Raw genomic sequence first — 22,753 nt, 5'->3', positions numbered from 1 at the left:
AGAGCTTTTTTTTAGGTAACCTGTTTATGGAAAGTTGTTCTAAACATCGTCAAGAAAATCGCCGCTGTAATGATAATCGTAAACAGGAATAAGATTCGAATCTCGAACACTTCCGCCCATAGACCAGCAGCGAGCAATCCCGCAGGAAGCGCTAATTTCATCAACATCGACGACGTTCCTGCAACACGTCCGAGCATGTGGTTCGGCGTAAATTCCTGCCGAATGGCAAAATACAGTACGTTTGAAATTGTAATCGCAAACGTTCGCACCGCTAGAGAAATGCCGATAACCCACCACGAATCAGCAACTAGCAGTAACGTGTAGCCAATGGTATTTCCTAGTATCGTATATGTATATAGTTTTCCTCGGGCAAACGTTAGCGTCAGCTTTTTCACCATGAGAGCGCCAAGAAGTCCACCAACAGCGCCAAAGCTTAACATAAAGCCAACCTCTGTCTCCGTAGAACCAAGCCGGTCGACGGCGAAGAAAATGAGGACACCAAGAACCATGCTTGATGCAAAGTTTTGAAATATGGTCGCAATTGTCGGTGTTAACAGCGTTTTATTTTGAAGCAGTTCTTGAATGCCTTCTTTCATATCAGCCCAAAAGGATTGTTTGCTTGCCCTTTTATGTACAGCTGGTGAGGGCAAAAACAGCATGCTAATGAGCGCAATCGTTATACAAATGAATTGAATAACGAGCGTTCCGGCAAAGCTTCCAGCTGCTAAAATCAGCCCAGCAAGTCCAGGTCCGATCATGCTAATAAGCGTGCCAGTAAAGCTCATTTTTGCATTCGCTTCCGTTAACTGTTCTCGTTGAATCAGCTGCGGCAAGATCGAATGAGTCGCGTTCCCGTTAAAATACCCTGCGCTCGAGAAGAAAAATCCGAGTAAAAACAAGCTCCACAGCTGTATTTCCTGCGAGAAAACAAGCAGGACAAGCAATGCAATGGCTAGCCATTGAACCCCAATCGTAGCTACCATGACTTTTTTTCGGTTAAGCCGATCAACAATTACGCCCGCGACCATGCCAAGTAAGACATTCGGCAGAAATTCCATCACGCGCATCCCGCTCATTGCCAGCGCACTTTGCGACATGTCATAAACAAGCAGCGGAATCACAAGCGTATAAATCTGAAGTCCAATCGTACCTGCCGTGCCGCTGCCCCACACAAGTAAAAACGCGCGGTTTTTCCATAGCGAGCGGATCGGCATCATTTCTATTTTCTCTGTTTTGCGGTTCTCCATCTTCCATTCCCCCTAGCACCTTTCCCCTATCTATGGTACAACTTAAAAAGAGGAACAAAAAGACACACTTTTCAAAACAAAAAGAGATCACCTTTTAAGGAAAAGGAGAAAAAGAGGATGAAATTACAAGATCATTACTTCACCCTTTCTCAGAAATTTGGCACATCTGCTCGTGTTTACTTAGCTGAAATCGCCGAAACGCTGCAATGCACCCCGCGCCATGCGAAGACGATTATCAAGCAACTTGCAGAAAAGGAATGGATTGACTGGAAACCGGCTCCGGGCCGGGGCAATGCCTCATCCATCCGCTTTCGTCTGTCTGAACAAGCGTTACAAGAAAGTCAGATAAAAAGTCTACTTCAAGCTGGCAAGACGGCACAAGCGCTAAAAGAGATGGAGAAAACACCGCTGGAGCAGGCTTTTCTCCAGCAGCTGCAAGCTCAATTTCTTTGGACACCGGAACATGTAAACCATGCCAAGCTTGATGTTCTTAGCTATCCGTACTACTTTCCAGTGCAAACGTTTAACCCGCATAAAGCCTTAACAAGGCATGAGGGGCACATCATTTCTCATTTATTTAATTGCCTGTTGAGCTACAATTATGAGAATCAGACCTTTGAGCTAGAGCTGCTGCATCGCTATGAGAAAAAAGAAAATGGCCGGGTTTGGCGTTTTTTTCTGCGAAAAGGTGTTTATTTTCATGATGGTACAAAGCTAACTGCTGAGACAATTAAAGACAATATTGAACTCTGGAAAGAGATATCGTTAAACAAATGGAAGCAATCGATGCTCGCGCAGATAGAGACGATTACACTCGATTCAAGCTCGATGCTGACGTTTCGTTTAACTAAACCAAATCATTTGTTTTTGCATCTCTTTACCGATAAGAAAAGCTCCATCCTGCCCGTTTCCTCATACAGAAAGCAAGAGGCTGAATTCGATCGCTTTCCGATTGGCACGGGACCTTTCAAGATTGCCGAGCATCAAACGAATTATTTAAAACTAGAGGCGTTTGACCGTTATTTCGGTTACCGGCCACAGCTTGATCAAGTAGAACTGTATCGTCTGCCTTCAGGACAGCTTCCCATTCATAACGGTATACACTACCGGGTTAAGCAGGCCGATACAACCGAGACGATTATTCATGATTTCCCGCAAACGGATCGGGGCGGGACCTATATGGTTGTAAACCGACAAAAACCAGGGCTGCACACGCATCAAGACTTTCCTAAGATGCTCTCTTATGCGCTTGACCGCCAGACGCTTTTTTCCAATCATCCTTACTATAAGGTTTGGCAGCCAGATGGATTTTTTATCCGGGACGGCACTCCACTTAGACAAACGTACAGGCCAGACGAGGCTCGGAAATGGTTTAAAGAAAACGGTTATGTCGGAAAGCGCTTTACGCTGACGTCCACCTGCCTCAGCCACAATGCTCATTTAGGTTATGAAATTGGCATACTTCAGGACGCATTAAAAGAGTTTGGCATCACGCTCGATACAGAGATTGTTGATTTTAACGAACTGCTTAAGCCTGAGCGAATGAACCAATCTGATCTTATAATCGCCGGGATCACAATGGCTGGCGATATTCTTGCATCCCTTGTGCAGACTTTGAGCGGAGAAGCGACGTTTATTTATAATACGATGCCGGATGAAGCACGGACTCACACCGATCTGCTCGTAGCCAGAACGATGGCAAGCGTTTCGACGCAAGAAGCATATACGCGCCTGCGGGAGCTCGAATCGTATTTATTGAACCATTATCACGTCATTTACCTTTACGAACGGTTAACCCATGTTTCCATTGAGGCCGATTACCGCCTTCAAGGAATTGAAGTGAATAGTTTGAACCGCTTAAAGTATGACAAGCTTTGGTACACGACGTGACCAGTGAAAAGGAGAGTTTATGCCAACACTTACGTTTAATGATGTCGAGCTCCATTACGAAGAAAGAGGAACGGGCGAGACGATTGTTTTTACACACGGAGCATCTTGGGATCAGCATCAGTGGCAGCCGCAAGTGAATGCTTTATCGAATTCTTATCATACAGTCACTTGGGACGTGCGCGGGCATGGTCGTTCCACTCTTCCTGCTGGAAAAGTAGATGCACGTCAATTTAGCCGCGATTTAATTGCGCTGCTCGATCATCTCCATGTAAAGCAGGCACATCTATGCGGCTTATCAATGGGCGGTCACATTTCCCTACAGACGGCGATTTATTATCCGGAGCGCGTTTCATCGCTTATTTTGATTGGGACACCTTACACCAATTCATTTAATGCATTCGAAAAATGGGTTCTCCCGCTTAATCGTTTGTCGAGTCGGTTTATCCCAATGTCGCTGCTCGCTTTTATGCAGGCGAAGACGCTTTCCCGCTTTAACCATGAGAATAAAGCGTACATCCAGAAAGCCGTTCGCTCAATTCCACATGAACGATGGATTCGTCTCTGGCAGGCAATTTCTAGAATGGAGAGTGGCGAACAGCTACAGACCATTACCTGCCCAACTCTCATCCTACATGGTGAGCATGATTCCATGATAATGAGACAGCAGATCGCCTTGCATCAGCTTATCCCCCATTCAACTCTGAAAATAATTGATCAGGCTCATCACGCCACGAACTTAGATAACCCAACACAAGTGAATGCAGAAATAAGAAAGCATCTTCATAACCTAATATACGCATAAAGAGACTGCCTTTTTTAGGCAGTCTCTTTTACTTGCTTATGATAGTTGGCGAATGTCGCTTGGTTCATGAATGGGATTCTCAAGCATCAGCGTATGCGCTGTCTTTTTCAAAATGTCTTGGAACAAAGCCGGGTGCTCGCTTAATTGTTTGCCATATGATGGCACCATTTCTTTTACTTTTGGTTCCCATTCCTTAATACGGTCTGGAAAACACTTCGTTAAAATTTCCAACATAACATGCACAGCTGTTGATGCTCCAGGGGAGGCACCAAGCAAAGCAGCAACTGATCCATCCTGCGAAGTAACAACTTCAGTACCAAACTGAAGTGTCCCCCGCCCTCCTGCTTCGGTGTCTTTAATTACCTGAACACGCTGACCAGCTGTAATCATTTCCCAATCCTCGTTCTTCGCATTCGGAATAAATTCGCGCAGGTCATTCATCCGCTTTTCATTCGATAACAACACTTGCTGTATTAAGTATTTGGTTAAGCCCATTTCCTTTACGCCTGCGCCAAGCATCGTAAACAAGTTATTAGGTTTAACCGAACCAATTAAGTCAAAATAAGAACCCGTTTTAAGAAACTTCGGCGTAAAGCCAGCAAACGGTCCAAACAACAGCGATTTCTTCCCGTTAATATAGCGCGTATCTAAATGAGGTACGGACATTGGTGGTGCGCCGACCTTTGCTTTGCCATACACTTTGGCGTGGTGTTGCTCCACCACGTCAGGGTTACTGCAAACAAGAAACAATCCACTAACTGGGAAACCACCAATTTGGCGCGACTCGCGAATTCCTGTTTTCTGAAGTAACGGCAAGCTTCCCCCACCCGCGCCAATAAAGATAAACTTCGCCTCATGATGCTCCACTCGGTTTGTCTTAAGATCTTTTACTTTTAGTTTCCACGTTCCATCTGGGCTTTGTTTTAAATCTTTTACCATATGTTCATAGCGGACATCGACATCTTCAGCATCAAGATGCTCAAATAATGTACGGGTAAGTGAACCAAAATTCACATCCGTTCCTGTTTCACATTTTGTCGCCGTGATCGGTTCTTCCTCAGCCTTGCGTCCATCCATAATAAGCGGCATCCATTGTTTTAGAACGGCAGGGTCATCGCTCATTTCCATATCGGCAAATAGCGGGTTGTCTGATAACGCTTCCATACGCCTTTTTAAAAATAAGCCATTCTTCTCGCCCTGAACCATGCTGATATGGGGAATTGGCATAATAAATTCTTTCGGATTATCAATGATCTTTTTGTCGACAAGATAGGACCAAAACTGTCGTGACAGTTGAAAGTGTTCATTCACTTTTACAGCCTTACTAATATCAAGCGATCCATCCGCTTTTTCAGTTGTGTAATTTAATTCACAAAGCGCTGCATGACCAGTGCCCGCGTTATTCCATTCATTCGAGCTCTCTTCACCTGCGCCCTTAAGCTTTTCAAAAACAGTAATTTTCATCTCTGGCGCTAATTCTTTTACAATTGTTCCAAGCGTTGCGCTCATTACTCCAGCACCAATTAAAATAATATCTGATTTTAGTACGCTCATTTCGTTCATCCTTACATCCATTAGACTTAGAAAAAACATGTATGATCTAATAATAATCGATTCGCGACAGATAAAAAAGGTGTATGTACCTAAAAAATCAAATTTACAACAAAAAACACGTAAATTCGCCTACTTCTATCCTATGCATTTGTAGCTTGTGCCGTTCCTTCCAGTATTATACATCATTCACATCATAATTGGACTCTGAGCTTCATAGCTTATTAGGAGGAGGTGGACAAGACTATGTTGCGGTATCCGCTCTTGTTTTTACTCATTCTTTTACTCAACCTGTTTTTTGGATTAAGCCCGTCAATTATTCCGTTTGTCACCATTGCGCTCTCACTGCTTGGCATCGTCTTTTTACTAAGACAGAAAACACATTCACAACCGGCGCTCCGCTATACTAGCTTTATTTTGCTCAGCTTTGGGTTAATCCAATCCATTATGCTTGCATCGTATTGGAATCTATCTGCTGGGATGGATGCAGCCTTTTTACTAACGTGTGCGTGAGGTAATTGATGCACATGTTAAGGAAATTGAAAAAAGGTGCGATTGGGATAAGCGATCTCCCTGCACACCTTTTTTCCTGTTCATATTTAGACACCTACACCACATGCTTACAGATTTTCAAGTTGTTCTACTAATTCCATTAAGCGCTCAACGGTAGGACCGAGCTCACCGCTTTGCTCAACAATTACTCCCATTGCACTTGCCTCTTCAATTGCTTCAGTCGCCAATTGAATTTGATTCAACTGGATAAATACTTCCGCCTGCAATACCTTCGCCTTGAATACCATTAAACATGAATCTTTCTTCGTTTGCTGGGAAAATGCGACTTCAAGCGTGTTTCGCGCGGCTAGATAATCTTCTTTTGAGTGGGCGAATCGATAAGCGGCTGCATAGCCTTTTTCAAACATTGATTTTAATGCTTTGACCCGCGCTGCTTCCTTTTCCATTAACTCCGTTGAGTCTCCAAATGCTTCTCCAATGATAATCGTATTTCCACTTGGGTCGGTAATGTTCACGCGCCAATCTTCAGCGGTTTTATTCAAGCGCGAAATTTTTGGCATCCCTTTTAACGGCAGCTTTCCATAATAGGCTTTTAGGTTCTTGCGCAGCTCTTCGTAAACGGCTCTTACGTCCGGTACATGAACATAACATCCACCTTGATTCCCCTCCTCTTCAAAGTTTCGCGCTCCATAGAAACCGAATTCCCCGATTGTCTCCTTTGTGACAGAAGCAAATCGGTAAGGGGCTTTTTGATAATAGATAAGCTGGAAGCCCATTGCTGTATAAAATTCAAGGTGTTCATCAAATCGATGGTAATCACAATCGAACAACGGAACTGTCCTGTTTTGATTGATCTTCGCTAATTGCTTTTCATTCATTTCAACAACTCCCTTTCTACCTTTATTTTATAAAATGAATGCAAATGATAAGGTTCACTTCCTTTTTTCTCACGTTTATTCATTTAATCTGTCATATACTTTAATGTTTTTATATAAGGACGCATTTTTACAACAAACAGGTTTTTTCAAACAATCGTTTTGTGCATAAGCTCCCTTTTTCTAGCGCATAGTAGGTGAAGTTCTACTTAATGGAGGGATGCAAAGTGATTGAATTAAAAAATCAAGTTGTTATTGTAACAGGAGGCGCTTCTGGTATTGGTCTGGCAACAGCAAAGCGCTTTTTAGAAAAAGGGGCAAAAGTCGTTATTGGAGACTTTAACGAAAAAGCAGGAGAAGACGTTGTTCAGGATTTAAAAGGTACGTATTCAGACGTTACGTTTGTAAAGGTAAACGTCGCTGAAGAAGCGTCCGTTAAGAATCTTGTCGCAAAAACGGTTGAAACGTATGGACAACTTAACGTGATCTTTAATAATGCCGGAATCGGCATCCAGAAACCGACGCATGAATTAACGTATGAGGAATATCAGAAAGTTATTGCGGTTAACCAAGACGGCGTCTTCTTCGGCGTTAAAAATGCAATTCCTGAGCTGTTAAAAGCAGGTGGGGGTTCAATTATTAATACCGCATCGATCTTAGGCGCGGTCGGTGAACCGACATCAACCCCTTATGCGGCCAGTAAAGGGGCGGTTAACTTAATTACAAAATCCGTGGCGCTTGAATATGCCGATCGCAACATCCGCTGTAACGCCGTTGCGCCAGGCTTTATTGAATCGGGACTCGTTAATAAAGAAGCCCTTGGTGATTTCTATGATGGCTTAGTTGCCAAGCACCCAGCAGGTCGTCTCGGTACACCAGATGAGATCGCTCATGGCGTTGTCTACTTAGCGGAAAATGAATTTGTTACTGGAACGACGATTTACATTGATGGTGGCTACACAGCTAAATAAAAAGAGCCGGTGCCCCGTTAGGCATCGGCTTCTGTTAATTCCATTGTGTAGGCGGTTCGATTTGCTGTTTCTTCATCCAATAACCGCTTAACCAGATGAAGTGCCATATCGATCCCTGCTGAAATTCCAGCTGACGTGACAACAGTACCCTCATCAACAAAGCGAGCATCCTGTACCACCGTTATCGCTGGATACTGCTTCTCTAGCAATCGTAAGGCAACCCGGTTTGTGGTTGCTTTTTTGCCGTTTAGCAATCCAGCCTGAGCCACAAAGAAGGCTCCGGTACAAACAGAGGCAACAAGCTTATCTTTATAGCCCGCGACCCACTCAATTATTTCTTGATTTTGGCTAACACCTTCCATTGCCTTTAACGGTCCACCTGGAATAATGACAACATCAAATAGCGGGCTGTTTGAAAAGCTGAAATCCGGCGTAACCTTTAGACCATTGTGAACGGTTACTTGTTTCCCGTCATGAGACACAGTGTGAACAAGAAACGGTTTTTCTTCGAGCGTATTGCGAAATAATTTCTTCACGTCGCCATCCTCATAAGTCGTTACATTAAACACCTCGTAAGGACCCGCAAAATCAAGCGCATCAACATAATCAAATAATAAAATACCAACATGATAGGATTTCATTAAGCATCATCTCCCTCCAATCAATATACCCCTATACGGTATAAAGAACAAGAATAATTTTTTTGAAACATTTATTCAATTCTTCCGTACAGATAAGATCGAAGCTAGGGAGTGGTCTGGATGTTTCGTATTACAGAAAGTTTTAGCGCGTTTATAAAAGAATACCCTGTCACAACGGCAATTGCGTTCATCTGTCTTTTGCAAGGTGCCGTGACGATGCTGCTTGGTGGCTATACAGCAGAGACACGTCTTTTGCTAGGTGCTTATGACGCAAATGCTGTGGACGATGGCGCCTATTGGCGGTTGCTTACTTATGCCTTTGGTCATATGAGCCTGTTTCATTTACTGTTAAACATCCCCTTTGTTGTGCTGCTTGCAAGACCTTTAGAAAAACGAATGGGTCATTCACTCTTTTTGCTCAGCTACGTCATTCTTAGCATAGGTGCAGGCATGACGATCCATTTCTTTTCTTCCTACCCTGTCCCTTTAGCTGGCTCTTCTGGACCAGCATTTGGCTTGATCGGTATCTATCTTTATTTGATCTGGCAACAAAAACAGCTGATTGCCCGATCTGATCGATCGTCTATCCTTCTATTCAGCAGCATTGCTTTCCTATCAACCTTTCTCATACCAACAATCAGTACTGCTGGTCACCTCGGTGGTCTGCTCTCAGGATTTCTCTTTGCGCTTGTTTTGTCTCTACGCAGTGGTACGTTTAGAAAATCGTAGGAACGCAAAAAAGAGGCAGGGGAAACGTCTTATTCTACTAGAAAACACGAACACTGAATACAAATCCGCTACAGGAGAATCCTTCGCTTTTCGCGGGCACGGCCTCAGCCTCTTCCGCGAAAAAACAACGCTCCAGAGTCTTCAGACACGTGCTATCCCCGCAGAAGTCTCCGGTTCTCCTTACGCTAATGATGTTGATCTATACGAAAAGACGACCAATCTTAATTAAAATTGATCGTCTTTTTATTCTGTTCATATCCTTTCGTCCCTGCCTGTTTCTTTTGGCAAATCCTTTTACCGAACTTATAAGAGAATTCACTCGCAATCTAGTTATCCTCGTCCTGCTCACTCACTTTTTCTGTGAGTAATGTGTAAAAAGACTCTTTATCAAGATGCTGCTGATATTGTCCGGATTTCTGATGAACCGTTGTTTCCAGTGTGATATCATCTAGCTCTTCATCTGGCAAAGCCCATTTGATGATTTTATCACCGTCAACTTTATACAAGGACGTTTCCTCTACAAGAATAAGATACTCTGCTTCCACAGAGTTAACCGTTTCTTTTAGAAACACGGTATACACGTCTCCCGCTTGGAGCAATAACTGTTCATTTACGCGGATCGCTTCTGTTCCATTCTGAAAAAACGTTAATGTCTCAGCGGTTTCACCCTTAAACACTTGCAATACATCCGCTTCAAGAATCGTTTTTGGAGTTGGCTCATGCACTTCACCAGTAGCAGTGCCTATTTTTACTTCAACAATTAGATCTGCCTTTGTCACCGCCTCGGTGAATGGATAAGGGTCATAGCTAGCAGTAATAGTCTCTTGCCCAGTATTTTTTGCAAGGAGGGGATGATTTTCGATTGGCTCATCTGCTTCCGTTTGCGCACAACCCGCAAAAATAAACACCGTCGTTAAAAGAAAAAGAGTCCATTTCCGTTTCATTGGTCGAGTCTCCTTTTACCTGTTTTTCTTATCCTAACAGGTTTTTCCAATGAGAGTGAACGGTTTCTATAACAAAAATTGTGGGATCAGCTTACTTAAATAAATTAACAAGAAAGACCAAATAGCTAGGCTGACGAGTAAGTAGTTTAAGAGCTTTTGCTTAGACACACCGAGAATGGCGTGCATTGCAATACCAACATGTCCACTTATCATGAAGGGAATGAGCAGCGTTGCAACGAATAAGCCACATTTCTCAATCACTAAATGGATAAACTTCACGGCCCGATTAGCTGGGTTGACATTCGTAATCGGGCGGAGCAAGCGGCTATCATGAAAACGAATGATCAAGTATTGCACCAAGATAATGCTTAGTGCATTTCCTAAAAAGCCGATTGGTGCAACCAAATGTGGTTCGAGCTCAAACACAACAATCCCAATGGGAATGCCAATGAACAGTTCAGCAAACGGACAAAAGCTTAACAGAAAAACAACAAAATAATGGATAAAGTCCATAACATTCCCCTAACAATAAAATTCTTTCTTCTAAGGTATGTCCCATTTATTTCGATTATGATTTTCAGATTTCTTCTTGACGGTTTTAAAAACAGTCGCTATACTTTTAAATCGTAACGATTACGTTTTAAAAAAGACAGGAGAGAGTACAAATGAATAAGCATTTATTTACATGGTCGAGTGTTGTTTTTGTAGCACTCATTGGTTTAAGCGCTTGTCAGCAAGCAGACGATGGTGAATCTGTATCTGCAGATGATCAAGGAACAGCCGCAAACGAAGTACCGGAAAACATTATGATTGAGGGATTAGCAGGGCATTACCATACAAATGATGCCATTATGCTTGAGGCTTCATACGCAGGTGAGCTTGAGTACGATCGTTGGAAATGGATTGAAAAAAATCCAGAAACCAATGAGTGGGATCCAATTGCGGGGCAAGAAAATGCGGACTTCACTGGTACAGCTGAGGTAGACGGGCAAGAAATCAAAGTCGTTTTAGTTGATGAGCAAGATACCCCCATTGCTCAGTCATTACCAGTTGTCATCTCAATTGACGACCACGGACACGGCCATGATGAAGAATCGCAAGCGATTTATGCTGGTTATTTTGAAGATGAACAAATTGAAGACCGTGAGCTTAGCGATTGGGAAGGCGATTGGCAGTCGGTTTATCCTTATTTACTTGATGGCTCCCTTGACGACGTCTTTGCACATAAAGCCGCGGAAAGCGATGATCAAAGCGCTGAAGAATACAAAGACTATTACACGGTAGGTTATGAAACCGATGTTGACCGAATTGTGATTGAAGATGCGTTCTTTCATTTTTATCAGGACGGTGTTTCTCACTCGAGTGAATACGAATACGATGGCTATGAGGTGCTTACATATGAGAAAGGCAATCGTGGTGTTCGCTATATTTTTAAACAGGTAGAAGAATCTACCGACATGCCGACCTACATTCAATTTAGCGACCATAGCATTTTTCCGACAGATTCCCATCATTTTCATCTGTATTGGGGCGATGACCGAGAGGCACTGCTAGACGAAGTGACAAACTGGCCAACGTATTATCCAGCAGATTTAAATGCCGAAGTAATTGCTAGAGAAATGATGGCCCATTAATTGCAACGCGTAAAAGCCTAATTTCGGTTAGGCTTTTTTGGGCTACCGTTCCGTCCTTTAATCGAGCTCAAACAGATTTTACCTTTTTATCGGTTTACCGATGCCTTTAACTCAATTGGTTGGGCACAGCGACGCGGCATCGCACAGCACCGTACTTTTTATGAAGAGAACCTACGCTATTTAATGAAGTTGTTTGCCTAATTTGGGTTCGTTGCGATACCAGCGTTGATCAAAGCTTAGATTAAGCGCTTCACCAAATCGAATGCCAAATTCAATAAAGCCGCTGCCAATTGCCGTTATAATATGGTTATCTTGGACAACCGGGACGTCACGGTAGAGCTGAGCGTCCAGATGCTCTGACGATTGAATAAATGATTGTGGCAAACCAATTGTATACTCTCTCCCTTGCAATGCACCAGCTAGCGCCAACAAGTAAGGTGAGCTTGAAATGCTTGCTATCCAATTTTCGCACTCACTGATCTCTTTAATAAAATGAATAAGAGCATAATGATTAACTAGTTCACCTATGTCTAAACAGCCTGGTAACAGCAAGCTGTCAAATTCGTCTATATCTACTTCACTTAGCAAACGATCGGGTTTGCATAACAACCCGGACTCCCCCCTAATTTCGTGACCTGTACCAATTGTCATAATCGGCTTTTTCCCCTGCATTAATATAGATAGAGCAACACTCAATTCATACTCGCTAAATTGTGGATATAGCAGAACAGCCGTTTTTCTCATTTGTTCACCTCTGTTTTTTCTTGTTAAAGCAAGTATAGTTGAATTGCTCTCATTCTAAAAGTTGTCTTTTAGAACTTAGCGGAAACCGTTATTGTCCGCATCTAACACGCTCCACTGGTTCATGTCTTAATTATAAAAAAAGAAACCTGCCGTAGCAGGTTTCTTATCTCGTTATGAAATTGAAATGATTGCTTAACCTAGACCGCCGACTTTATCTAAAGCCGTTACCGTGTCGTTGTCTCCACTGCTTGTTGCCGTAAATGTTGTTCCACCTGCCAGAATCAAGATCAAGGCGATTACCGTAATGAATTTTTTCATGATTGTTCTACCCCCATTGAATTTTGATTTAATCGTGCATCAAACGCAATTGTTAAATAGTTCAACGCTTTCTCCCATTCTCCTTTCTTTCGTAAGACATCCGCTGCTTCCTTGGCAACTTCTGCTACTTCAAAATCGAGAGAACGCTTTTGCAACATAGAAATGGCTTGGTCTACGTAAGTCAAATCATCGTTTACGTATAGACCACGATTGGCTAAACATCTCGCTTGGTATTCTTCACTGTTATAAAAAGATGCTTCACTTTCTGCTTGTTGCAGCTTCAATTCACCTGCCTTAAAATCATCGTTACGGAAATAAGCATTCGCTAGTATCGACAGGCTCCTCATTCCGTGGTAGTTATCACGATGCTCATTTAACTCTAATGCTTTTTCTATTAAATCTATGGCTTTAGAATATTGCCCATATCGGACCCCATTTAAAGCCATTGCCTGCAGGACAATCCCTTTTGCAGCTTCTGTTTCACAATGCGATAAAGCTTTATCAAACAACTCAACCGCTTTCTGCTCATAGTTTGTTTCACTGTAAATCCCGCCTAGAATAACATCACATGAAGTCGATTTATCGCTGTAACCCAAACGGTCAAAGATTAAGCGAGCATTTTCAATGTACGAGCAGGCAATCGGATACTGGTTTAGATGATAGTATGTGTATCCGGCATAGTAATGAAACTCTGCTTCCTCTGAATCGTCCTTTACGTACTCAAGCAGCCGCTCGGCTTTGTTAAACAAACGTATTGCGGCGCGATAGCGCTCATTTCTAAATTCATTCTGACCAGAGACAAAATAATACAAGTAGTTTAATAAAGGCTCAATCGGTCCTAGTTGCTCTGCTGGAACCGATTCAATCTCTTCTGTCCCATCGAGCTTTCTTTGAAACAACAATTCGTGACGGAAATCAACCAAAGAAAAGTAGGCTACTATTTTATCATTGGTTTCCATTCGTCGGACAAGATGCTGGCACTCATCTTTTAACAAGATTGCTTGATCGAACGAGTGTGCAATGATACAGCTATGCCATTCTACAATTTTGGCGCCTACTTCAATTGCTCCGTATACTTTTGTAGACAAGACTTCACCTTCTTAATAGGTTAGTTACTGATCTTGTTATTTTATCCTATTATTTCGACTCTTTCTATATGCAATTGATATTTCCCAATAGAATCTTTTTTAAAAGTAATTCTCGTAGAAGTGCTAAAACCCGTTTCATTTTCCCATTATATCGATAATTGACATCCTTAACGAAAAAGGAGCTAACGTCCGCCGTTACACATATCCTCAGAAATACGGTTACAAAGTTATAGTTAAAAACGCGACAAAAGCAGGTGTTTGTACAAGTTGATCAGTCATGTTTTTCCCAATCTCTATGACGCTTGACCCTGCTTTTTACCGGGTACTCCTGTTCATGTACGATTAAAAAACGGGAGAGGAGTTTTTCATTTATGAAAGTTTTAGCTTCATTATTTACAATTGGTTTAATGACTGTGCTTTTAAGTTTCGGTGGGAATAACGCACAGGCACAGGCAGAATACGAAGGAGCAACCATTCACACCACGCCACCTGAGGAAGGTCTTTATGAAGAATTAAACGGATTCTATGTGGAGCTTCCTTATTCAGCGGAAGACGTTACTATTGAGAAAGGGACAAGCCCTGCTGGACATGAGACGGTTACTTTGGTAGATCGGGAAACTGGAGACATCATTGAAACAATTGGCTTAAAACCAGCAGATTCTGTTGGAACAATGGATGACCGCCATCCGCTTCTGCCCCCACCGTTAATTGAGCCACCGACGGAAGAGTTTATGGAAATGTTCTCAACACGTGAATATAATGGGCTCGAAGTTGTTTTAAACGTCCGCTTTGTTGTGACCAAGAATGCGGAAGGTAACTATGAGGACGTTGTTGATATTCGCGACGCTTGGTGGACGACGGGTAGCGGACCACACACGCTTGAAGACTCAAATACGGACATATTGCATGGAGACTTTCCAGTCAGAGAGTTTACCGTTACCGGGCAAACAACGATTGTTACGGCAATCGAAGCAAGTGCTCGCGCTGGCTTTGAAGCAGCGGGATTTAGTGTCGGCGTAGACGTATCAGGGACGTACTATGCCCGGATGACCGTCCGTGACACGATGGTGTTTGATTTGTTTTCATAAGTAAGAAAAAAGCGGCTCAGTAAATGAGTCGTTTTTTTTTTTTTTGAAAATTACGCCTTAGACCCTTTTCTCTAAGTATAATAGAATGACATATAATGGAATGAGGCCAATTGATGAAAACAAGAAAAAAAAATCTTACTTAGTTCGTTCGTTATTGTTGGATTACTAGTCAGTCTTTACCAATTTTATCAGTACAAAGAAAAAAGCCTTTACGCGTTTGGCAGCATCCATTTTACCGATCCAGAAAGCATTTTCCTTACTATGCCCACCATTGAAAACGAGCTTTATTCAACTGACGAGGACGTCATTAACGATTTCATTGCCATCCTCAGCAACTATCAAGCAAAAAAAATTCATTCTGCCGAGTATGAAGAACTCCAACAAAATGATGGTGTTCACCTGTTCACTGCTACACTTGATTCCAGAAGCATCTTTCGTTTAAGTACAACGCATGGTTTGATTAACAATCACTATGCTAAAGTGACAACCGGACCAATAGATGAAGCTGCGATCAGCGACTTTTATGAACGTCACAAAGACAAGTTTGAGGTAAGCGAAATAATTGATTAAATACGTTGCTTGCCAAGTCATTGCGCAAGCTTTTTTGTGTTCTCCATCAAAAGATGTAAATAGACTCAGGCTTTAAGCGAATGGCAGCGTAAAAAGAGCTTGTTATGCTTACTACAGCTTAAAGCTAACAGGAGGATTGAGATGAACTATAAGGAGTTTGGCTTCATTTTATTTGTTGTTCATTACAAGGAAAGCATTCAATTTTATCGGGATGTCTTGAAGCTGCCCGTTCGCCACGTACAAGCAGACTTAACAACGTTTGATTTGCCACACGGCTATTTAATGGTTGAAAAAGGCGGCACGTACGCCAATGCGGATGAGAAACGAAGACATCAAAACCCGACTGTGATTCGCTTTGATGTGGAAAATGTAGAGGATGCTGTCGCGGAGCTGGAAGCGGCAGGATTTTCTTTTCTAAACAAGCGGCTTAAGTTTGATTGGGGGACGATTGCTGTTTTCACTGATCCCGACGGACACCGGATTGAGCTTGGACAACTTACGAATAAAAGCGGTGCGAAAAAGGCGTCTACTTACTGGGAGACACCCTCGCTTTAAGCTAATTGCCGCTAAATTAACTATGAATCAAACTTACGGTATCGTCCTACTCCTTCTCGTTTTATGATAAGCGTGAAGGAGTGATTGTAATGTGTGTGAGACAGTTAAACGTTGAAGACCATGATGACGTACTGGCGTTATTTGGACTAGAGCAATCAAACTATGCTTTTCTACTTGATCGACTTATGAGCAAAGCATACAAAGACGTTATTGTTTACGGAGAATATGAAGAAAAAAACTTATGTCCATTTTAATAAACAATGATTCAAATCTGAGTTATTACGCCCAACAGAAACGAGGTGTTCAAATATATCGAAGCATACTTCCTCAATTAAGCTACCAAAAAATGAGCGGACCAAGCAATTTGGTTGAAGCTTTCATTCCTCTTATTAAGCCTCAGTGGAGCGATCGGTCTTATCTTGGTATCGTGAAGCGGGTCGTCAAACAACAGCAATTGCAGGAACAGGTGCATATGATTACGACAAAAAAGAAGTAAAACTGCACTATGACCTGTTTCAATCAACCACAGAATATAGCGGGGGACTACCTCAGACAAAAGCGGCCTATGTTGAAGACGCATGGCAGCAGTTACAGACAGGCAATAATCGAATTCTTTATCTAAAAAAGAAGACCCAAATAATCTCTGCCTGCGCTACCGTTTCCGAAGACAAGAACAGCGCTATTGTAATTGGCGTTGTCACTGCCCTTCCTACCGCAAACAAGGCTTTGGAACAGAGCTACTTATTTCCCTATTTACGCAGCTGCTTGCCGAACAAAAAACACCATACCTGTTTTACAATAACCCTGCTGCCAAAAGCGTGTATGAGCAGATTGGCATGACGGAGGTTTGTGAGTGGTTGGTGATTGGGGTTTAATTATTGGTTATCAACTCTCAATCCCTCTCGCTTCCGCAAACTCTTCAAGCTCTCTTTCATACTCTTCTCGCAATGGCAACTCACTGTCGGCGTATTTGTCTGCTAGCTGAGGCTCCATTTCTCTCCAAGCGTAGTTTGCTAGAAAGTGATCATAGTCCCATTCATAGGCAAGCTCTTCTTCGGTTAACCCAAGTCCTTCTAACACGCCGCCAATAACGGTTTCATATTGACCGGCTTGACGTATTTGCTCAAGCTCTGTTTCGATCATTTCGCTGACCGATTCACTGTCAAAATCTACATCATATTCTTCTTCTGCAAAGTAAAGCTCCAAATCCCGTTTCATTAGCGCCTGCTCTGCTTTTTCAAGCAATTCGGCATCGCTGGATGTTACTCCGTTAAGTTGTTCTTGAGCATCAATGCGAAAGAGCCATTTTTCAAGATCAGCTGCGGACGTAAATGAGCTGTATGTCGGCACTTCCTGTCCATCATATAACGCGCTTGCTCGTTCAAGTGAGGGTGCGAACTGCTCTTTCATATTTGCAAAATCAATGCTCTCAAGCATTTCTGTTGGGCTAGATTGTTCCTCTGCATCATCATTCGTTTGAACGAGAACCAGCCCAATAATTGCGCCGATTAGAAAGCATAGGCTAGCGATGACAAACGTTTTTCGCTTAGACATCTCATCATCCTCCTTACAAAAATTACTATATTTCTAGTCTAGCCCAAAAAAAGAACCTCCGCAATGGAGATTCTTAATCGGTTAGCCAACTGTTTTTCAATTGATAGAGGTGAGCTGAGCGTAGCTTCATCGTTCCTTCTTCTGTAAAAAACTCGATGCCCGTACTGCTTTCTTTTGGATAAATGCGGCTCGTCATCACCGTTTCTCCTTCATTTATAAAGATTTCAATCGAGGAGCGGTCGATGAATAGACGTACGTGCAGGGACTCCCCAATCTCAATTGGTGCTGTTCGTGCACCGCTGACTCCAATACCGGAGTACGAACGATCAAGCGTAATCGTCCCCTTGCTTCGATTTATTTGAATCGTTGATCTTTCGCTTCCATCCGAAGAACAGCAGACGTTTACACCAAAGATATTCGCAGCACTAATGGTTAGATCAATATCAAATTCTAGTTCAAGCTGATTGCTTTGCCCATCTATTAAAAACGTGCCGCTAATCTCGTTCTGCTTTAGCTGTTCTTCTGTCACGCGTAGAAGCTGTAATTCTTCAACTGGCTTCATTCGTAGTTTTCCAGCTGGCGAGAGGTTCAGTTCCCGCGGCAGCGTCAGTGCGCCAGACCAGCCTTCTTGTTGAGAGGGCATCGGTGATTCCCACATGTCCATCCAGCCAATCGCGATGCGGCGGCCTTTCCCGTCAAGAAACGTCTGTACAGCGTAAAAATCATGGCCATAATCAAGCTCCGTAAATGCACCGCGTACAAACTCTCCATCTCGCATCTCACCGATCAATGAGCCCGTTTGATACAAATTATGAAAGCGATTACCCTCCGGTTCGATTCCCTGTGGTGAGAGGAGCAGAACGTGTTTTCCGTCAAGCTTAAAGAAATCAGGGCATTCCCACATATACCCTTCGTTCCCACCGTTATGTTTGGCTAGGATGCCTTGGTATTCCCAGTTTTCGAGATCGCTTGATTGATAGAGCAATACCTGCCCCTTTCCTGCTTCAGTTGAGCCGACGACCATTTTCCAGCTGCCGTCTTCCTTCCATACCTTTGGGTCACGGAAATCACGCTGCATCCCGACTGGCTGAGCGGGAATAACGGGGTTTGCTTCAGACTTCTCAAATGTAACTCCGTCAACGCTACGCGCAATGTTTTGATTTTGATACAGCTCATCGGTTTCTTGATTGACTACATTATGTCCTGTATAAATGAGCGTCAGTACGCCATCATCATCTACGGCACTACCTGAGAAACAACCGCTTTGATCAAACGCATCGCCTGGTGCAAGAGCAACAGGCAGATGACGCCAGTGAACCAGATCATCACTTACCGCATGCCCCCAGTGCATCGGTCCCCATGTTTCATCATAAGGATGGTGCTGGTAAAACACATGATACTGTTCCTTGTAAAAGACGAGACCGTTCGGGTCATTGATCCAGCCTGATGGGGCCATTAGATGATAACCTAGACGGAAGGCCGCATCCGGATTTTGTTTGGCCTTACCGGCTTCCGTTGCTTGTTTGACTCGGGTCTGATGATCCTGCTTTTCCGTTACATGTTCCACTTAAGATGTCCTCCTACTTCGTTGTGTAAATGCGAATGTCTTTCGTTAAGCCCTGTGCCTCGTTTGTGACTGTAATCGTTGCGGCCCCTTCACTGATGGCTTCAATCTCGATAACATTGCCTGCTTCTTTTTTCAACTGAACAATGTCTGTGTTGTCGCTGTCCCAACTAAGTGATTCCCCACTGGCATCTTCGTAGTCAGGCTTGTGTTGCGCACGCAATTCCATTGTTTCACCAACAGGCAAGCGAGCTTGCTCAACGTTTGTGACAAGACGTTCGAAAGTACCCGGCTCTGTTTGTACACGCCATGTATTGGCTAAATGAGTGATTTCCAAATCTTTCACATGAATTTCACCGCCTTCTGCGTACCATTCAATCCCGTCATTCGTTGGATCGGTGTAGATAAGCGATGTAAAAACGAGCTCACCGTCATTAATGAAGAGCTCAATCGATGACTCATCAACCACAGCAGTGAGCATCATCTCACCCCGACCTGCGTCATACTCCGATTCATAGCGCTGTCCGAATGGGAAATTCTCGCCATTCCGATCAATAATCGATGCCAATCCTGCGTTTGTCCGGTCAAGAAAGACCTTGTTGTATGCCGCATCGAAGCCAACTAAGCTTTCGACGCCGTCACCGTGGCGCAGGCGCAAACCGAACTCGGTTAATTGGTCCCAAGAGACGGTCGCGTTCAAAATGTAGTTTGTGCCGGTAAACGGAAGCGTATGGACATCGCTGTCTACTTTGAAAGACTCGAATGTGTCGGTCTGTTTACTCAGCTGTTCTAGTTCAGGAATCGGAGTTTGAACGAGCTGAACCGTTCCTCCTTGATTCGTTCTCAGCGCCAGTTCTCTTGGAATCGACAGTGAGCCCATCCACGGCTCGGTCGGCGATTGATACGGGTAGCGCCAGTTCGCCATCCAGCCAAGCCAAACAACACGGTCGGTTACATTGGAAAAGCTTTGCGCTGCATAAAAATCCTGGCCGTAGTCGGTAATCAAGACATCATCTGGATCGTTTTCATTGACGAACGTGGTCCCGTCAAATTCTCCAATAAAATACTGGGCAGTAGAGCCGTTTGTTTCATCGTTATCGCCAACGCTAACGTGCAAAACCCATTTTTTATTATCAGCGTCCCCATCAACAGGCAAGCGAAATAAATCAGGACATTCCCATACAGCCACATGAGACCCTTGCCCATCCCCGAAACGACTCGCATAGGTCCAATCAATTAAATTATCCGATTGATAGAACGTCACTGACTTATCGGTAGAAACAACCATAACCCACTGGCTGCTTTCGTCATGCCAAAAGACTTTCGGATCGCGGAAATCTTTTATGCCAGGGTTTTCAATAACAGGGTTGTGTTCATACCGTTGCCACGAGCGACCATTGTCGCTGCTGTAGGCGATTGATTGAGCTTCTCCACCTTCAGTATTTGTATAAATCGCAACAAGTCCTGCTTCTCCATTAAACAAGCCTGATGTATCGTCTTCATCAACGACGACGCTACCGGATAAAGCCTGCCCAAGCTCGTCATGTTCCAGGGCAATCGGTAAGTGCTCCCAGTGCAACAAATCAGGACTGACCGCATGAGCCCACGTTCCGTTTTTTTGATGAAATAAGTGGTATTCTCCTTCGTAATAAACAAGCCCATTTGGATCCGCTAAATTGCCAACTGGTGTAGAAAAGTGAAACTGAGGACGGTACTGTTCTGTGTAGTAATTCGGGTCCTCGCTTAATGCGAACTCTTTTTGCATTTGTTTCTCTCCTTCCGATGCTGTCTGACATCCAAGTAACAGCGCAATGCCAACAAGGCTACATGCTTTTTTCCACATCAGCAAGCCTCCTGTCATTCTGCCTCGCTTACTTGTTGGTGGAAGCGATCATAGGCACCTTGACGAATTTCCATTACTTCATCAAGCCCCATTTCATTAAGCTGATCAACGTAACCATCCCACTCGTCCTCGACTCCGCCATTCATTAACCAGCGAGCGTAGTTTCGGTTTACTAAATCCATAATGTCCGTTTCAATGTAGTTTAAGCGATCAAGCTCTTCTTCGGTCATAAACACATTCGGGTAATTTTCTTTCCAAATGTAGTCGGCATAATAGGTTTCAATGTCTTCTAATCGCTGCTTGGCCCGAGGCTCCATGTCCACAACCGTACCAAAATGCTCTTCAAGTACAACCGATGGTCCCATTGGTGCGACGCGTTCGCGGAACTCCCCCATCGTCGTTCCTTCAGGAAGTTCGACGTTTACGAGCATCCCGTTTTCATCTTCTTCGTAGATATCACCAATCGGTCCCCAATTAATTTGAGCAGACAATTTCGGATCATAGAGCTGATCAACCCAACGCATCGTCAGTTCAGGATTTTCATTCGCCGATGTAATGACAAACGCACTGCGGTGGTGCTCCTGATGATTTGACCGTCCGTACATCCGATGTCCGTTTGGACCTTCAAGCGGTCCGAGCAGCGCGTAATCATCTGCGCGGTCTTGACCAACAACCGATTCAATTTCCCAGAAAATAAATGCCCCTAATGGATTCGGGTCTTGCTTGCCCTTCGCTAAAAACTGACCCGTGTCATGAGTAAATGCCTCTGCATCAATTAAGCCTTCTGCGAACCATTCATGAAAATAAGCAATTGCCTCTTTGTACTCGTCTTCAACGGCAGTGAAGATGACTTCGCTGTCTCTTACAACAAATTTATTCGGGTTATCCGGTAGCCCAAATGCAGCAAAGAGGTCCCCAAAATAACCTTGAAAACCATCGTTTGGCGTTAAGCTCAACACTTCATCAGGGGAGCCGCTTCCATTAACATCGGCAGCTTGAAAGGCAATCAGCGCTTCTTTTAGCTCATCAAGCGTATCAGGGTGATCTAACCCCACTTCGTCAAGCCATGCCTGATTAATCGCGGTGAAATTGGCGAATGGGACAAGCCCCATTTCTTCCACCCGTGGCAATGAGTAAATATGTCCGTCTGGTGCCGTGAGTACCGCCAGCAGCTCTGGTCGTTCTTCTAAAATACGCTGCAAATTTGGCGCATGCTCTTCAATTAACCCTTCCAGTGGAATGATTGCCCCATCCCGTCCGTAGCGGACAAGGTCATAGTCACTCAAGCCAGCATTGTAAAACGCATCAGGCAAATCGTTTCCAGCAAGCATTAAATTGCGGCGCTCCACGTAACCATCTCCAGGAATGTTGTTCCAGTTAATCGAGACATTCGTTTCTTCTTCCAACCGTTCAAAAATGACCATTTCATCAAAATCCGGTGCAAGCGATGATTTCGGCGAAACAAACGTAAGCGATACATCTACATCGTCGTTTACGAGCGGCAACCCTTCCGCATTAAAATCAACGCGCTCAGCATTGCTATTCTCATTGCCGCCTGCGCCTGAATCACTGCACCCCACTAATGCTACTACCGCAACAAGCACTGTTCCAATTCGTCTTTTCATCTTTGCT

General features: G+C 43.6%; 24 protein-coding genes. 11 read left to right on the top strand and 13 right to left on the bottom strand.

The features are described from left to right. Positions 1–11: 11 nt before the first annotated feature. A complete protein-coding gene (locus JOC54_RS02150) occupies positions 12–1,247 on the bottom strand; it encodes an MFS transporter (RefSeq protein WP_204464104.1) in 1,236 nt (411 codons plus the stop codon). A 117-nt stretch (positions 1,248–1,364) separates the two neighbouring features. On the opposite strand from JOC54_RS02150, the gene JOC54_RS02145 reads away from it, so the two are divergent. Continuing rightward, positions 1,365–3,137: an ABC transporter substrate-binding protein gene (locus JOC54_RS02145; RefSeq protein ID WP_204464102.1), complete on the top strand. Its 1,773-nt coding sequence runs from the start codon at positions 1,365–1,367 to the stop codon at positions 3,135–3,137. Between the two features lie 19 nt (positions 3,138–3,156). Further along, positions 3,157–3,939, top strand: a complete 783-nt coding sequence (locus tag JOC54_RS02140; protein WP_204464099.1) for an alpha/beta fold hydrolase — start codon at positions 3,157–3,159, stop codon at positions 3,937–3,939. A 36-nt stretch (positions 3,940–3,975) separates the two neighbouring features. Here JOC54_RS02140 and mqo read toward each other — a convergent pair whose 3' ends face one another. After that, positions 3,976–5,493 carry a malate dehydrogenase (quinone) gene (mqo, locus tag JOC54_RS02135; protein ID WP_204464098.1) on the bottom strand — a complete coding sequence of 506 codons (1,518 nt, stop codon included), beginning with the start codon at positions 5,491–5,493 and terminating at the stop codon, positions 3,976–3,978. A gap of 243 nt (positions 5,494–5,736) precedes the next feature. On the opposite strand from mqo, the gene JOC54_RS02130 reads away from it, so the two are divergent. Continuing rightward, positions 5,737–6,003: a hypothetical protein gene (locus JOC54_RS02130; RefSeq protein ID WP_204464096.1), complete on the top strand. Its 267-nt coding sequence runs from the start codon at positions 5,737–5,739 to the stop codon at positions 6,001–6,003. A 107-nt stretch (positions 6,004–6,110) separates the two neighbouring features. Here the strand turns inward: JOC54_RS02130 and JOC54_RS02125 are convergent, their stop codons facing one another. After that, the gene (locus tag JOC54_RS02125; RefSeq protein ID WP_204464095.1) at positions 6,111–6,881 is read right to left on the bottom strand and encodes a DUF8817 family protein; all 771 of its coding nucleotides are present in this window, start codon (positions 6,879–6,881) and stop codon (positions 6,111–6,113) included. Positions 6,882–7,108: 227 nt separating this feature from the next. Between JOC54_RS02125 and JOC54_RS02120 the strand changes: the two genes are divergently transcribed. Further along, the gene (locus tag JOC54_RS02120; RefSeq protein WP_437183506.1) at positions 7,109–7,849 is read left to right on the top strand and encodes an SDR family NAD(P)-dependent oxidoreductase; all 741 of its coding nucleotides are present in this window, start codon (positions 7,109–7,111) and stop codon (positions 7,847–7,849) included. A gap of 17 nt (positions 7,850–7,866) precedes the next feature. On the opposite strand, the gene JOC54_RS02115 is transcribed toward JOC54_RS02120, so the two are convergent. Then, a complete protein-coding gene (locus JOC54_RS02115; RefSeq protein WP_035417601.1) occupies positions 7,867–8,490 on the bottom strand; it encodes a DJ-1/PfpI family protein in 624 nt (207 codons plus the stop codon). Between the two features lie 120 nt (positions 8,491–8,610). Here JOC54_RS02115 and JOC54_RS02110 point away from each other — a divergent pair, with 120 nt between their 5' ends. After that, a complete protein-coding gene (locus JOC54_RS02110) occupies positions 8,611–9,219 on the top strand; it encodes a rhomboid family intramembrane serine protease (RefSeq protein WP_204464091.1) in 609 nt (202 codons plus the stop codon). A 326-nt stretch (positions 9,220–9,545) separates the two neighbouring features. Here the strand turns inward: JOC54_RS02110 and JOC54_RS02105 are convergent, their stop codons facing one another. After that, positions 9,546–10,163, bottom strand: coding sequence for a metal ABC transporter substrate-binding protein (locus JOC54_RS02105; RefSeq protein WP_204464088.1), 618 nt, complete (start codon positions 10,161–10,163; stop codon positions 9,546–9,548). 66 nt (positions 10,164–10,229) lie between these two features. After that, entirely contained in the window at positions 10,230–10,676 is a 447-nt protein-coding gene (locus tag JOC54_RS02100) for a hypothetical protein (protein WP_035417594.1), read from the bottom strand. A gap of 152 nt (positions 10,677–10,828) precedes the next feature. Between JOC54_RS02100 and JOC54_RS02095 the strand changes: the two genes are divergently transcribed. Then, a complete protein-coding gene (locus JOC54_RS02095) occupies positions 10,829–11,797 on the top strand; it encodes a ZinT family metal-binding protein (RefSeq protein WP_204464087.1) in 969 nt (322 codons plus the stop codon). A gap of 180 nt (positions 11,798–11,977) precedes the next feature. Here JOC54_RS02095 and JOC54_RS02090 read toward each other — a convergent pair whose 3' ends face one another. From JOC54_RS02090 to JOC54_RS02085, 3 genes are all read right to left on the bottom strand, one after another. Continuing rightward, positions 11,978–12,541: a DJ-1/PfpI family protein gene (locus JOC54_RS02090; RefSeq protein ID WP_204464085.1), complete on the bottom strand. Its 564-nt coding sequence runs from the start codon at positions 12,539–12,541 to the stop codon at positions 11,978–11,980. A gap of 192 nt (positions 12,542–12,733) precedes the next feature. Next, positions 12,734–12,859 carry a hypothetical protein gene (locus tag JOC54_RS23095; RefSeq protein WP_275582665.1) on the bottom strand — a complete coding sequence of 42 codons (126 nt, stop codon included), beginning with the start codon at positions 12,857–12,859 and terminating at the stop codon, positions 12,734–12,736. Continuing rightward, the gene (locus JOC54_RS02085; protein WP_204464082.1) at positions 12,856–13,947 is read right to left on the bottom strand and encodes a response regulator aspartate phosphatase; all 1,092 of its coding nucleotides are present in this window, start codon (positions 13,945–13,947) and stop codon (positions 12,856–12,858) included. The genes JOC54_RS23095 and JOC54_RS02085 overlap by 4 nt, the downstream gene beginning before the upstream one ends. A gap of 371 nt (positions 13,948–14,318) precedes the next feature. Between JOC54_RS02085 and JOC54_RS02080 the strand changes: the two genes are divergently transcribed. The 5 genes from JOC54_RS02080 to JOC54_RS23320 all read left to right on the top strand — a co-directional run bounded on the left by JOC54_RS02080 (position 14,319) and on the right by JOC54_RS23320 (position 17,035). Beyond that, positions 14,319–15,035: a hypothetical protein gene (locus JOC54_RS02080; protein ID WP_204464080.1), complete on the top strand. Its 717-nt coding sequence runs from the start codon at positions 14,319–14,321 to the stop codon at positions 15,033–15,035. 261 nt (positions 15,036–15,296) lie between these two features. Beyond that, the gene (locus JOC54_RS02075; RefSeq protein ID WP_204464079.1) at positions 15,297–15,605 is read left to right on the top strand and encodes a hypothetical protein; all 309 of its coding nucleotides are present in this window, start codon (positions 15,297–15,299) and stop codon (positions 15,603–15,605) included. 141 nt (positions 15,606–15,746) lie between these two features. Next, positions 15,747–16,160: a VOC family protein gene (locus tag JOC54_RS02070; protein WP_204464078.1), complete on the top strand. Its 414-nt coding sequence runs from the start codon at positions 15,747–15,749 to the stop codon at positions 16,158–16,160. An 89-nt stretch (positions 16,161–16,249) separates the two neighbouring features. Beyond that, positions 16,250–16,414 (top strand): hypothetical protein, encoded by a 165-nt coding sequence (locus JOC54_RS02065; protein ID WP_204464074.1) that lies wholly within the window; start codon positions 16,250–16,252, stop codon positions 16,412–16,414. Between the two features lie 393 nt (positions 16,415–16,807). Continuing rightward, on the top strand, positions 16,808–17,035 hold the full coding sequence (locus JOC54_RS23320; RefSeq protein WP_367617760.1) for a GNAT family N-acetyltransferase: 228 nt from the start codon (positions 16,808–16,810) through the stop codon (positions 17,033–17,035). Positions 17,036–17,045: 10 nt separating this feature from the next. Here JOC54_RS23320 and JOC54_RS02055 read toward each other — a convergent pair whose 3' ends face one another. The 4 genes from JOC54_RS02055 to JOC54_RS02040 all read right to left on the bottom strand — a co-directional run bounded on the left by JOC54_RS02055 (position 17,046) and on the right by JOC54_RS02040 (position 22,746). Beyond that, positions 17,046–17,714, bottom strand: a complete 669-nt coding sequence (locus tag JOC54_RS02055; RefSeq protein WP_204464072.1) for a hypothetical protein — start codon at positions 17,712–17,714, stop codon at positions 17,046–17,048. Positions 17,715–17,787: 73 nt separating this feature from the next. Continuing rightward, the gene (locus tag JOC54_RS02050; RefSeq protein ID WP_367617748.1) at positions 17,788–19,281 is read right to left on the bottom strand and encodes a glycoside hydrolase family 32 protein; all 1,494 of its coding nucleotides are present in this window, start codon (positions 19,279–19,281) and stop codon (positions 17,788–17,790) included. A 13-nt stretch (positions 19,282–19,294) separates the two neighbouring features. After that, positions 19,295–21,121 carry a glycoside hydrolase family 32 protein gene (locus JOC54_RS02045; protein WP_239586532.1) on the bottom strand — a complete coding sequence of 609 codons (1,827 nt, stop codon included), beginning with the start codon at positions 21,119–21,121 and terminating at the stop codon, positions 19,295–19,297. A 14-nt stretch (positions 21,122–21,135) separates the two neighbouring features. Then, on the bottom strand, positions 21,136–22,746 hold the full coding sequence (locus JOC54_RS02040; RefSeq protein ID WP_204464070.1) for an ABC transporter substrate-binding protein: 1,611 nt from the start codon (positions 22,744–22,746) through the stop codon (positions 21,136–21,138). Positions 22,747–22,753 lie beyond the last annotated feature (7 nt).

Origin of the sequence: Shouchella xiaoxiensis (assembly GCF_016907895.1) — a bacterium.
In the GTDB taxonomy this organism is placed as follows: domain Bacteria; phylum Bacillota; class Bacilli; order Bacillales; family Bacillaceae_D; genus Shouchella; species Shouchella xiaoxiensis.
This window is presented reverse-complemented; position numbering and strand designations above follow the sequence as displayed.

Coding starts and splice junctions, on each gene's coding strand:
- JOC54_RS02150 (WP_204464104.1), bottom strand. CDS start 1,247: ATGGAGAACCGCAAAACAGAGAAAATAGAAATGATGCCGATCCGCTCG.
- JOC54_RS02145 (WP_204464102.1), top strand. CDS start 1,365: ATGAAATTACAAGATCATTACTTCACCCTTTCTCAGAAATTTGGCACA.
- JOC54_RS02140 (WP_204464099.1), top strand. CDS start 3,157: ATGCCAACACTTACGTTTAATGATGTCGAGCTCCATTACGAAGAAAGA.
- mqo (WP_204464098.1), bottom strand. CDS start 5,493: ATGAGCGTACTAAAATCAGATATTATTTTAATTGGTGCTGGAGTAATG.
- JOC54_RS02130 (WP_204464096.1), top strand. CDS start 5,737: ATGTTGCGGTATCCGCTCTTGTTTTTACTCATTCTTTTACTCAACCTG.
- JOC54_RS02125 (WP_204464095.1), bottom strand. CDS start 6,881: ATGAATGAAAAGCAATTAGCGAAGATCAATCAAAACAGGACAGTTCCG.
- JOC54_RS02115 (WP_035417601.1), bottom strand. CDS start 8,490: ATGAAATCCTATCATGTTGGTATTTTATTATTTGATTATGTTGATGCG.
- JOC54_RS02110 (WP_204464091.1), top strand. CDS start 8,611: ATGTTTCGTATTACAGAAAGTTTTAGCGCGTTTATAAAAGAATACCCT.
- JOC54_RS02105 (WP_204464088.1), bottom strand. CDS start 10,163: ATGAAACGGAAATGGACTCTTTTTCTTTTAACGACGGTGTTTATTTTT.
- JOC54_RS02100 (WP_035417594.1), bottom strand. CDS start 10,676: ATGGACTTTATCCATTATTTTGTTGTTTTTCTGTTAAGCTTTTGTCCG.
- JOC54_RS02095 (WP_204464087.1), top strand. CDS start 10,829: ATGAATAAGCATTTATTTACATGGTCGAGTGTTGTTTTTGTAGCACTC.
- JOC54_RS02090 (WP_204464085.1), bottom strand. CDS start 12,541: ATGAGAAAAACGGCTGTTCTGCTATATCCACAATTTAGCGAGTATGAA.
- JOC54_RS23095 (WP_275582665.1), bottom strand. CDS start 12,859: ATGAAAAAATTCATTACGGTAATCGCCTTGATCTTGATTCTGGCAGGT.
- JOC54_RS02080 (WP_204464080.1), top strand. CDS start 14,319: ATGAAAGTTTTAGCTTCATTATTTACAATTGGTTTAATGACTGTGCTT.
- JOC54_RS02075 (WP_204464079.1), top strand. CDS start 15,297: ATGCCCACCATTGAAAACGAGCTTTATTCAACTGACGAGGACGTCATT.
- JOC54_RS02070 (WP_204464078.1), top strand. CDS start 15,747: ATGAACTATAAGGAGTTTGGCTTCATTTTATTTGTTGTTCATTACAAG.
- JOC54_RS02065 (WP_204464074.1), top strand. CDS start 16,250: ATGTGTGTGAGACAGTTAAACGTTGAAGACCATGATGACGTACTGGCG.
- JOC54_RS02055 (WP_204464072.1), bottom strand. CDS start 17,714: ATGTCTAAGCGAAAAACGTTTGTCATCGCTAGCCTATGCTTTCTAATC.
- JOC54_RS02045 (WP_239586532.1), bottom strand. CDS start 21,121: ATGTGGAAAAAAGCATGTAGCCTTGTTGGCATTGCGCTGTTACTTGGA.
- JOC54_RS02040 (WP_204464070.1), bottom strand. CDS start 22,746: ATGAAAAGACGAATTGGAACAGTGCTTGTTGCGGTAGTAGCATTAGTG.